9 protein-coding genes are annotated in these 10,454 nt (G+C 52.3%); 5 read left to right on the plus strand and 4 right to left on the minus strand.

Going from position 1 to position 10,454, the window contains the following annotated elements; translation table 11 throughout:
- Positions 1–12 precede the first annotated feature (12 nt).
- On the plus strand, positions 13–1,170 hold the full coding sequence (locus CXQ80_RS11045; protein WP_101319324.1) for a Wadjet anti-phage system protein JetD domain-containing protein: 1,158 nt from the start codon (positions 13–15) through the stop codon (positions 1,168–1,170).
- Between the two features lie 302 nt (positions 1,171–1,472).
- Here the strand turns inward: CXQ80_RS11045 and CXQ80_RS11050 are convergent, their stop codons facing one another.
- A complete protein-coding gene (locus CXQ80_RS11050) occupies positions 1,473–3,173 on the minus strand; it encodes a P-loop NTPase fold protein (RefSeq protein ID WP_101319326.1) in 1,701 nt (566 codons plus the stop codon).
- A gap of 364 nt (positions 3,174–3,537) precedes the next feature.
- Between CXQ80_RS11050 and CXQ80_RS11055 the strand changes: the two genes are divergently transcribed.
- Entirely contained in the window at positions 3,538–3,723 is a 186-nt protein-coding gene (locus CXQ80_RS11055) for a hypothetical protein (protein ID WP_101319328.1), read from the plus strand.
- 497 nt (positions 3,724–4,220) lie between these two features.
- Here CXQ80_RS11055 and mauJ read toward each other — a convergent pair whose 3' ends face one another.
- Complete coding sequence (gene mauJ, locus CXQ80_RS11065; RefSeq protein ID WP_101319333.1) at positions 4,221–5,561, minus strand: methylamine utilization protein MauJ; 1,341 nt, start codon at positions 5,559–5,561, stop codon at positions 4,221–4,223.
- Between the two features lie 125 nt (positions 5,562–5,686).
- Here mauJ and CXQ80_RS11070 point away from each other — a divergent pair, with 125 nt between their 5' ends.
- A complete protein-coding gene (locus tag CXQ80_RS11070; protein WP_101319335.1) occupies positions 5,687–5,938 on the plus strand; it encodes a hypothetical protein in 252 nt (83 codons plus the stop codon).
- A gap of 12 nt (positions 5,939–5,950) precedes the next feature.
- Positions 5,951–6,913 carry a hypothetical protein gene (locus CXQ80_RS11075; RefSeq protein WP_101319337.1) on the plus strand — a complete coding sequence of 321 codons (963 nt, stop codon included), beginning with the start codon at positions 5,951–5,953 and terminating at the stop codon, positions 6,911–6,913.
- A 207-nt stretch (positions 6,914–7,120) separates the two neighbouring features.
- On the opposite strand, the gene CXQ80_RS11080 is transcribed toward CXQ80_RS11075, so the two are convergent.
- Together CXQ80_RS11080 and CXQ80_RS11085 are read right to left on the minus strand one after the other, a co-directional pair.
- The gene (locus tag CXQ80_RS11080) at positions 7,121–7,399 is read right to left on the minus strand and encodes a hypothetical protein (RefSeq protein WP_101319339.1); all 279 of its coding nucleotides are present in this window, start codon (positions 7,397–7,399) and stop codon (positions 7,121–7,123) included.
- Between the two features lie 566 nt (positions 7,400–7,965).
- The gene (locus CXQ80_RS11085; protein ID WP_101319341.1) at positions 7,966–8,748 is read right to left on the minus strand and encodes a hypothetical protein; all 783 of its coding nucleotides are present in this window, start codon (positions 8,746–8,748) and stop codon (positions 7,966–7,968) included.
- 167 nt (positions 8,749–8,915) lie between these two features.
- On the opposite strand from CXQ80_RS11085, the gene CXQ80_RS11090 reads away from it, so the two are divergent.
- Positions 8,916–9,956 (plus strand): hypothetical protein, encoded by a 1,041-nt coding sequence (locus tag CXQ80_RS11090; protein ID WP_101319344.1) that lies wholly within the window; start codon positions 8,916–8,918, stop codon positions 9,954–9,956.
- Positions 9,957–10,454: the final 498 nt, after the last annotated feature.

Consider the following 10,454-nt stretch of genomic DNA (forward strand, 5'->3'; position numbering starts at 1 on the left):
TAGGTGAAACGTATGAAGTCGCCAGAAGATCTGCGGCGGAGGCTGATACAGCTATGGCTTAAGCCAGGTGTTCGTTCCAAACAGCTTCGCAATCCTGCCTCTTGGCCCTGGGAGCTGAACATCGGTAAGCCTCCGCCCCGGTGTTTCAATACTCGAATATCAGACGTTCAGCGACACGTAGAGGCCTGGCGTGCCGTGAAAGTGGGCAAGGTTGAGTGGTCGAGCGTTTCTTACAGAAATGGAGCTGACACAATTCTCGTCCCTAGTAAGTGGTGTCTCCGAACCCCTTCAGAGTGGGTGGCCGCGACAGAGGATAGGCCAACCATCGAGGAGTTTGAGGCTCTGGGGTACCTGGTCGAGCGTGTCCCTGAGCACTTCCATACCTTACTCATTCAACGACGGCTTCTATGGAAGGGTAAGCCTAGCGAGGAGGTATTACAGGCTGCAGTACTGGCTTCCCAACTGACTCCAGGGTGTGCGAAGGGGCAGCCTTTGCGACTGCTTTCTGGATACGGTGTTGATACCAAATTCTTTGAGCGAAACGAGCTGCTGCTGAGGAAGTTCCTAGATGTCCTGTTTGAAGGGGAAGCCTCTGAGCAAAGCCTGTGTGGCTTTCTGGACGCTTACGATGAGACAAACCACTGGGTATTGGTGGTGCCTCTAGAGGATGGGCTTTTGCCCTTCAAACGACAGAGGGTGACAACCTCAGAGCTTGCTCAGGTGGAGTTGCCTGGTTGCAGGCTTCTGGTCGTAGAGAATGAAAAATCTTATCACCAACTCCTTGAAGTACCTGGAACGGTCGCAGTCTTGGGGTGTGGCCTCGACTTAGCATGGCTCGACTCCCCCAAACACCGCGAGAAGGCTGTGGCCTACTGGGGGGATATGGACACCTGGGGGCTGCGTATGCTCGCGCGGGCCCGGGTAAAACATGGCAAGGTCACCTCAATGTTAATGTCCAAAGCTCTCTTCGATGAATACAAGCGTGGCTCAGCCGTGAGGGAGCTAGTTCGCGCACAAGATACCGCACCGCCTGGACTGACGGCATCTGAGAGCGAGCTGTTCTGCCATTTGGTGAAAAGCTCAAAGGGAAGGTTGGAGCAGGAGTTCATTCCAAGGCAACTGGTGCACAAGGCTTTGCAAACCTGGGTGAGTTCAAGCAGCAATCCTTGACGGGCCGCATTGAATACCTCGAGACCGATACGGTCTGAATATAGTGAAAAATGCCCAAGAAACTGTCGGGGCATTCGTTCCCTTCAGAAGCGAATCCCCGCACCGAGTCATCATGCATTCGCATCATGCCCAGCACCTCGCCGCTGCACGGCTACACCGACTGCAAATCGACGAGCTGCCATGGCCGCTGCGGGTAGTCGTACTGCAAAACGATTTAAATTGTAGCCTGCGTTGAGTTGTTGGAGTGGCTGCAAGGATGAAGCGGGGCGGCGGGCGCCCCTCAGGAGTTCCAATCGGAGATTCTACAGCAGAGCTTCTTTTCCACGGCTCTTAAAGAACCTTTGGATCAGCTTGGTCAGCCGCGATTTGGGATCGCTGACAACAATGCCTTTACAGGCTGCAAGAAATCGATCCGCCACATCGCCGAAACTCGAGGTATACGAGTCCTTATGGATCAGGAACTGCATGCTTTGGTACATAATCGCTTCGAGGTCATTGCCGCGTGCCGCGCGAATTTCAAATGCGTAGTCCACTGCACTGATGGTTCTAAATAGATGCTCTTCAGCGGTATTCCACCCTCTGCTTGTGCGTATCAGATTGCATGCATCCACAAGCGTACTAGCGTTCGAATGACGAGCGTAGGCATCATTGAGCACTGCTTCGACCTCAGGACGCAGCGGTCTGGACAATTCCCATGGTGAGTGTTCGAGGCCTTGCGGATATGCTTTGTTCAAGGCCGTTGACCAAGCGTTCAACAGCTCTTCGCTTAGGGTGGTGCTGCCCGTGAGCTCCTCAGCAATATCAATTAGATAGCTGAGGGTTGGTGCTTCGATGAACTGTGCTTCAGGAATCAGTCCCCCTAGCTCTTTGCTGAGCTGGATCTCATCGATGTTAGGGTGCCAGTTGTAACGTTCGAAGAAGGTTGAGACCTTGTTCCTAGCACTCAGAACTCTGCCATCTTGTTGATAGCGATCAATCAAATCGCTGACCTTTTTGGTATCCAGCAACCCGGTTTGGAGAACCTCGACTACGAGTTGCTCGAATTCACCGCCATTGTGGATTTCTAGTTTGCGCAGCAGGGAGTCCCATTGGCCCTGAAGCGCGTCTTCCTCTCTCTCTACTTGGTCACCATTCTGACTACGAACGGCCCTGGTCATTGCCGAAACAGCGGCGTTATGACCCAGAACGTATTCAAAGGTCGGGCCGTTAATTAAGCCTTTGTAGTAAATGGCGCTTAGCAGCGTTATTGGTGGGATGACGCGAGCGATAACGTTCTCGGAAAGCTGATCATGCCCTTCAAGCAAGCGATTCGCCACGCGGATAATCCTACAGAGGATGCGAATGTTCGTAATGCGGCAGGCTACCGTCGCTGTCCTCAGCTCGTCAGACCAATCAGTGCTAATAATGCTTTGTGCAATGTTGAAAGCCTCCTCCGGAGAAGTGTCAAGGCGAAGCTCCTGGTCGATAACCTTCTCCCTGAACTGCTCCCATATTTCTTTGTCTTTGAGCTTGTCATCATTCAGCACTACAAGAATTCGGCAGCCGTAACTCTGTACGCATTCATCGATAAACCCTAATATTTCATCGATGCTGAGCTTTTCGTGCTTTCGTTCAATGTCGTCAATGATCAGAAACTTTTCTTTGAGGAGACTCGGGAGGGCGAGGAGCGGGAGGTCGTCCAGTGCACTGAATCCGCGATGAAAGGATTGAGCTATTTTTTTCATCCCAGACATCGCAGCGGTGACCTGGGCTAGCAGCACATTGTCGTCCTTCAGTTTGGGAAGTAGTGCTTGAGCGACCTTGATCTTTAGGTCGCCTAAGGCACTTACACCAAAGAGTGATACTGCAGCAGAGTTTTTGATCGCTTCATCTCGAGACTCATCTCGAACCTGCCTCCAAAGGTGCGTCTTCCCTGTACCCCATTTACCAGAGAGCGCAATGACACTGTTCTCAGGATCGTTCAGGGCCTCTAGGAGGTTTTGCTTGCAGCGCTCGATGGTCATCACGGCTCCTTGTGGGCGAGGTAGATTGGTAATCCGAGGTAAATGGAGACAGTTTGGACGGCCTTCAAGGGCGATCCAAAGTTCGAACATCAGGATTGGGCGTTCAGGGTGTAAACCCAGAGGGCCTGAATTGCGGCGTCTAGGGGATCCGCTCAGATCCGACTAAAAACCGAGCACGTTACTATTGGCTCATCGTCTGCGTATGCAGGACGCCTAGGTGGCCTTGACTCACGGTAGCCTTCGGTGTTCAGGCGGTTCATCAGTAGAGACAAACGGGCTGATCCATTCGGCGGAAAAACCGCCCCGGTAGCTTCACAGGCCTATGCTTAAAGGGTTGGACTGTCTTAGTGGAGGTAGTGCCGCCATGTCCGATCCATTCACCAAACCATACCTGAACCCGCGCACTGGCAAGGCAAGCTCGGGAGGGGCCGCAAGAGAAGGGCGCATTAAAACGCTTGGAGGCGTTGACGAGATCATCAGCCAAGCCGTAACCAAGGCGCTGATAGCGAACGCGGATCAGATTCAAACCGCCAGAATGCCCAAGAAGTGAGATTAGCCAGCCATGTTGGGTAAAGTGATCGAATTCAAGCCGCTCGCAAGGCAGAAGGAGTCAACCTCTCCTGCCAGAAGTAGCTTGGCGGATGCAATCCTTCAGCAGTTTCTGACGGAGGCTGACGCACCCGCCAGATGCACCCATGCGTCGGCGCAAATCTTAGCGTTCAGCCAAGATGGAAGAGGTAGGGGCCTGAGAGTGACCTCGCAGGTGCAGATACACCTCACGTCACCCTTCACCTTGGCGTACTGGCTGAGTGAACTGCCCGACCCGCCGACCTCACGTCTTAATGGTTAAATAGCACAAGGAGTACATATGTACTCCTTGTGTGTTTTTGGGTAATGGCCCATCACCTCAGAGGTGGATATCAGACTGAGCCAGGCGCTCAGCCGAGCTGTCAGCAAAGAGACCAGGTCTCACTGCCGAAGAGTTCTGGCTTGCTCGCCGTCGCACTACGAGGCTTGGCGCATAAGGCGAGGGCTCGCCCCACCTGATCAAACTGTGGCCTCGCCTCCAATCTCAGGCATGCCCTGTAATAATTCGTTGAGCCCAGTGATGTTTTGCTGATGGCCTGCGAAATCCGGGCTCCAACTGTTAGGCAGCACGTAGGCTTCTGATTTGCCCATCCGGCGCTCTTGGTCGGAAGACCAAATCTCCACCGAGCCGTTGCAGTAGATGAGGAATTTAAACTCCTCTAGGGAGATCTCGGACTGGATGTCGCTTCGACTCTCCCGTGTCGCGTTGAGTAAGCCACAGCCCTGGATTGGATCGATGATAAGTCGTTCATTTATGAAATCCATCCAGAACACGAAAAACGCTCGCCCATTGGCGGACTCAAGTTGGATGCCTACCTTTCCATCATCCATACAACTGGCTGTCATGTGCATGAGGCCCAGGTGAACAGCTGTCTGCCCCTTACGAGCCATTACATAGAGCTCGTAAGGAAGTTCGTAGTCTCGGCCCTCGGTGAAGGCACCTCTACGAAGCCCTTCTAGCTGCTCGTCGTCAAACAACGCGCGAAACCCCTCTAGCTCATACTGGTGATCGCGTTCATATGCCGACGGTGGCGGTATACCGAGTCGCTCATCCATCGCGAGCTCCGCGAGATGGCGCATCAGCGGTTTGTCTAGGTGGATTCGCTGGTGGTCATCAGGATCGTCTGGATCGACGATATCCTCGCGCTCAGCGTGTGCGATCGCGTGACGTCCTTGGGTGGCCAGGTACTCGGAAATGTTGTCACCTTGCGCCTGCAGCTCTTCGCGCCGGGAGATCGCATCTCTGTCCGTCATTCGGGGCAGTGCCTGCTCAATCCATGGCCCTCGTTCCCGGCCATTGGGAAGAGAGCGTGCGAAGGCCTTGTAGAAGCCTAGGAAGGAGTAAAACGGATTACCGAGTGATAGCCCTTCACGGTAGTAGGCCAGTGCCTTCCGAGCCTCACCGCTCTGTGGGACATGAAGATTCTCGCCCGAGAAATACTCGGTAAAGGCGTTGTTGAGCATCCTGCCCACACGATGGGGGTGGCTACCTCCACTCCACATCACGATGTCCACTTTCTTGCCTTCACGCCAAGCGATGGCCGTGGCTAGGCGCATGACAGCTGCACGACCCTCGTTAACCGTTAGTCCATAGCCATTTGCTCGAATCGCGATCGCAGGAAGACTGCGGTGCTGGTCGTCGACTACTGCCGGCTGCAGAAGGAAATCAAGATTCTGAAATCTGACGAGTTGAGGGCGGTTTGGCCAGAAGACCTGGGTCTCTAGCCCTCCCACCACCCATTGCCCTCGCTGGTTCTGGTACCGCTCGGCTAGTTTGAAAGGATCGTCCGATGCCAGCATCGAGGATGCTCCTAAAAGTTGTTGGCGGCAGTGTGTCACTCCAGATTATATTCAATGCGCATCAACGGGGCGAACGGCTCGCATCGAGTGAGGGGATATTAACTAATGACTGAAGGAGCGTGGTTATGCTGAGTCAATCTGTGATAGAGAAAGCTTTTGAGGATGTCAGCGATGCGATAAACAGGGAGGCGGCAAAAAGTAAGAGTTTCAAATTTGAAATGAGCATTTCTAGAGGGGATGACTCGTCGGCTGAATTCTATAGCTTGATGACCGGTTTGGAGCAACGACTGCTTGGGCGCTACAAAGGGTACCATGTGCGTGCTGAGATGAGTCAGTGTGTCACTGCAATTCAGATTTGTGTCGCTAGCTTAGATTGAGAGAGCAGAAAAATGTCAATAACTTGGCCGGAGCTTGACGGTTTTATATCTGAGGCTATACGAAGTAACATTATCCAAGCGTCTAGGCGGCTCATATTTACCCACTGCAATGAAGAGCTAGAGCAGCGGGGGTTTTACTTTGCGGACGTGCTTTATAATTTTGGTGGGACTGGGCTTCTGATAAAATATGAGGAGAAATTTTTTCTTCTCACGGCGCAGCATGTTATCAATGCTCACTACTCAGAGCCTCAGAATGAGTCGCCATTTTTTACAAATGCCTTAGCGAAAAGTCACTGGGATGACTTGAGTAAGCTCTTGTACCCAATTCGAGGCTGGAAAATTGGATCTTTGATCGAGAGCGATATTTCCTGGATTGATGATGAGGATATCGTGCTTGTAGAGATGGGGCATCCGATGCCTGGGGGATACCCCGAGCACTTCTTGGATCTTGATACTCCAGGTGATGTTGTTTGCGTGAGGCAAGATGAGTTCCAGGAAGGATTGATATTCCTAGCAGCGGGGTACCCGATTGAGGAAAATCACGTGATGCCTGCTGAAAATGGTGAGCACGACTTTGCAACCAATCTTCATCGGGTAACTTATCCTGGTTTCTGTACAATGGAAAACGGGAATCCATACATCAGGTTTGAACGCGAGTATACTCATGAAGAGATGAATGGGTTGAGCGGTGGTGTTGTTACAAATGTAGAACCTAACGCTGAGCAGACCCGGTGGGTGGGGATGATCCAAAAAGCTGGTAATGGAACGCTTCGTTTCTATCCGGCGTATCTGATTCTGCCTGCAATTTTGAAATATCGAGATGCGCAGACGTATGTTATTGATCCGGCGGCCAATCTCGTAGATTTAGAGATGCAGGCTAGTCCAGAGGTGATTCAAGGTCGGAAAGAGTTCAACGAGATGATTAGACAGATGGGGGAGTGCAAACTCCTCAAGCAGAATAGTGGTGAGGTTTAGCTTTGCTTGCCTAGCATAGGCTTCTAGAGCCTTGGGTGTTACTCAGGGCTGACTGTGAGGTGTAGGCTCAGGGACGCGGCCCATAGTGCAGACTGGTTTTCCATGCCTAGTGATCACAAACGTCCAGCCGAGCTCAACGAGCCGAAGGATACGGCGCCATCGGCGCCGTGCCTGGCTCATGCTAATGACCTGTTCCATGCAATCACCCTAACCAAGTAGCCGGCGTAGCAGGCATTCGGTCTGGCTTCCGGCATGCTTGCTACAAAGCTCATCGAGCTTGGCGTTCCACCGCTCACCATTGACCAGACTTAGGCCGTGATGAGCATTTACCAGTTTCTGCTGCTCAACCACGCCCTCTTGCAACTCCAGCCACATTGAAGTCACCTGCCTCACGATCACGTCGATCGTGATGGCATGAATTTGCGATTCGATGAGCTTGTTTCCGTTCAGAGCTGTCTTCAACTGCTGAGCTTTCTCCTCAAGCATCTGCAGCTTTTCACCGAGCAGTCGAAAGCGCTCCAGCCCCTATGTAGTGGTCAACTAATCCCGGACACTGCAATAAGTTTTTCCTCGGCCAAGGCGGGCGCCAGTCCGCTGTTAAATTGGTGTGGCCTTTGCCAGTTGTACCGTTGCATCAAAATCTTGGATTGATCCAGTCGTCCTGAGCTGTTTCTCATCGTCTCGATCGAAAAGCACCCATCCATTTCATCCGGTATTGAGGAAGCATCTATGTCCCGCCTGGCAGAGTTCCGTCAGCCCGGAGTCGTACCCTTACGAGTAGGGCGAGACTCTTATCGACGCCTCTCTCTCTGCCTTGGAGCACTATCAGTGGCACCAGAAGCGATACACTGAAATGGGATTCCCTGTCGAGTAATGCGATCGGCCAGAGATGGGCCTTGCGCTTGGGGCGTCGTGCGTTGCGAGCACATCTGGCCCACCTATGGCGCTCGAAAGGCAAGAGGACTAGCCTGAAGACGTAACCAGTGGTGTACTGCCGGAACTTCAGTCTAGCTCACCTCGTTTCTGTCCTGAGTCTAAGGAATATAGTTATCCTACTTTTTTCGCTCTTCCCTTGATAAGAAATTCTCCAAGCGGACTCTTTGAATATCTTTTAACGCGTCAGAGGTCAGCGATATCACTGCAATTGTACGGTCATGAACGCCGTCTTTGACACCACCTAGAATGAGGCGATCACCGTAACCCGCCAAAATAGCAAATTGCTTGCTGTCATTCGTCAACACATCATAGCTGGTACGCAATTTTGCGTAGGTTTCTCCAGCACCATGGACAAGACCAAATACCAGCACGAAGAACGCAGCGATGACGCTGTCTGTAATAAGCTTGTCTTTTATAGTGGGCGGGCCAGGGGCGAAAGTCCATGCATCAATGTCCTTGAAGCCCTCACTTGTCGCCGCTGATTGGACGGCGTTTTTCCATCCTGACTTGAAACCGCTGATGATTAGAGTGATCGCCGCGATGCAAATGTAGCCTGCCACAAGCACAATCGATAGCGCGACAGCCTGTGTGTCGAACGCTGAGAGGTAGCAAAATATAATGAAAGGTAACATCAAGGCAAAGGGAAAGCCCACCCAGCGTTCTGAACCTTTTTTTGATGATATCAAGGCGATTAAAAAACGAAGGTAAAGATAGAGGGGGAATGCGAAGAGAGCCGTGAGGAATAGTGATGAACTCATGACTTTCAAGTCGATGGATATGAAGGCGTAAGAGAATGAGTAGGCGTCAGCTATTCCGGCCTCGAAAGCCAGTGCCAAGATGAAAGCGATGACTGGAAGTGCTGCGAGAATGAAGTTTTCTTTTTCAAATAGAGCCCGCATTTCTGTCGATTCCTTCCTATTGCTTAAGGTTTGATTGTTTGTCTTGAGCGTTTTATTTTGGCCGGTTGAACGCTAGCATTTCCGCTTTTCATCTGGCATGTTAAGGCAGAATCAGCCCCCCGCGCTGATTGTTCTAAAATGCTGTAAGCACACTCAGGAATCATCCCATGGCTAAGCGCGTCATTCCGGAGCTGGACGTAGATAAGCTCCGAGAAAATTCGATGACATCGATCCGGCTAGGGGTAGAGGATTTTAAGCGTTGCCGAGTTGAGGGTGGTGCGGGGGATCCTGCTCGGGCATTGTCGTCCATACGTAACCTGTTTGCAGGGGTGCTACTCCTTTTCAAGTTCAAGATCGCTACCTGCGCGGATGACCCCGACGACGCTGCCGCGTTGATTTTTAATCCGCCGGAGGTGTTGCCGCAATCAGATGGTGATGGCGGTATCGAATGGGTTCCCGTTGGCCAGTTTAGAACAACGACCATTGACGTAGGGACGATTAGGAAGCGCTTTGAGGCCTTCGGAATCGAGGTGGATTGGAAGGTCGTTGACAAACTGCAGGGGTGTAGAAATCACCTTGAGCACCTCCATCCAGCTCATTCACTGGGTGAGGTCGCCGATTTTGTAGCGGAGCTTTTCCCGCTTCTGAGAGACTTCATAGAGAACGAACTAGAAGAATCTCCCGCTGAGATCCTTGCAGAATCCTGGCAGGCCATGCTGAAGCACCACACATTCTTCGTGGACAACAGCCAGCGCTGTGAGGAGGGATGGGCCGAGGCGAGCGTGCCAAGCGGAATGAAGCAATGGTTGGATGCTTGTAAGTGCCCGGAGTGTGGATCGACCCTTCTTGCACCGGCGCAATCGCATTTAGACGCAGGGGAAACCGTCGAGTCTGATGAAGAAGCCTTCAAGGCAGTATGTGTGGGTTGTGGGCATGTTGAGCTGATCGTTCCGCTTATGATGCAAGAGCTGGAGAAGGCCCATGATTACGATCCGCGTGACGGGGAGGAGCCCACGCTTGAAGACTGCGATGAATGCCTTCGGGGTACGTTTGTCATCCATGAACAGCGGTGTTCCTGGTGCGGGGCCGAGCTTCAGTACACCGAATGCAAAGTATGTGAAGAGCCTTTAGGACAGGACGACCAGTTCAATGGTGGCCTCTGTTCTTATCACGCATACATGTATGAAAAGTTCATGCGCGAAGATTAAGCGTTCTCCAAGGCTAAAATTATTGTTCTGCAAATCGAGAAGCCGTAATCGAGGAACATAGCCCAAGCAGTGATATCATTTGGCCGTTCGTCTGGGTGCCCCTGCGAAGGGGGCGGCTTGGCCCTCGAACTGCCGAGCGCTTCTCAGTTACTTGAGCTGATGGAAAAGACTGACTTTTGGTCTGTCAACTCCTAGCTGCCACTTGTACGGCTATTCAGAAATCGATGAGCTCGCCCAGGCAATTGTCGTGCATGGATTCCCTGCCTCCAGATCAACCCCTCTGCTATTTGGCTGGTGATCCGATCTGAAAGGGGCACAAGCAATCTAACGTGGTGGCGCAATAGTCGGCGTCCAGCCGAATTCTCGATGGTGCTGCTCCATCGGCACACTTCCGTCTCAGTAGTGCATCGGTAATTCGGGCAGGAGCCCGCCTAAGGCTTTACGCTCGCCGCTATCAGTTTCGCTATGCCTTGTCGCACGACAGTAAGCGTCCGGCGA

Source organism: Pseudomonas sp. 02C 26 (genome assembly GCF_002843585.1).
GTDB classification, from domain to species: Bacteria; Pseudomonadota; Gammaproteobacteria; order Pseudomonadales; family Pseudomonadaceae; genus Aquipseudomonas; species Aquipseudomonas shirazensis.

What these genes read in the sequence shown, in the direction of transcription:
- CXQ80_RS11045 (WP_101319324.1), top strand. Translation starts at nt 13, where the DNA reads ATGAAGTCGCCAGAAGATCTGCGGCGGAGGCTGATACAGCTATGGCTT.
- CXQ80_RS11050 (WP_101319326.1), bottom strand. Translation starts at nt 3,173, where the DNA reads ATGACCATCGAGCGCTGCAAGCAAAACCTCCTAGAGGCCCTGAACGAT.
- CXQ80_RS11055 (WP_101319328.1), top strand. Translation starts at nt 3,538, where the DNA reads ATGTCCGATCCATTCACCAAACCATACCTGAACCCGCGCACTGGCAAG.
- mauJ (WP_101319333.1), bottom strand. Translation starts at nt 5,561, where the DNA reads ATGCTGGCATCGGACGATCCTTTCAAACTAGCCGAGCGGTACCAGAAC.
- CXQ80_RS11070 (WP_101319335.1), top strand. Translation starts at nt 5,687, where the DNA reads ATGCTGAGTCAATCTGTGATAGAGAAAGCTTTTGAGGATGTCAGCGAT.
- CXQ80_RS11075 (WP_101319337.1), top strand. Translation starts at nt 5,951, where the DNA reads ATGTCAATAACTTGGCCGGAGCTTGACGGTTTTATATCTGAGGCTATA.
- CXQ80_RS11080 (WP_101319339.1), bottom strand. Translation starts at nt 7,399, where the DNA reads ATGCTTGAGGAGAAAGCTCAGCAGTTGAAGACAGCTCTGAACGGAAAC.
- CXQ80_RS11085 (WP_101319341.1), bottom strand. Translation starts at nt 8,748, where the DNA reads ATGCGGGCTCTATTTGAAAAAGAAAACTTCATTCTCGCAGCACTTCCA.
- CXQ80_RS11090 (WP_101319344.1), top strand. Translation starts at nt 8,916, where the DNA reads ATGGCTAAGCGCGTCATTCCGGAGCTGGACGTAGATAAGCTCCGAGAA.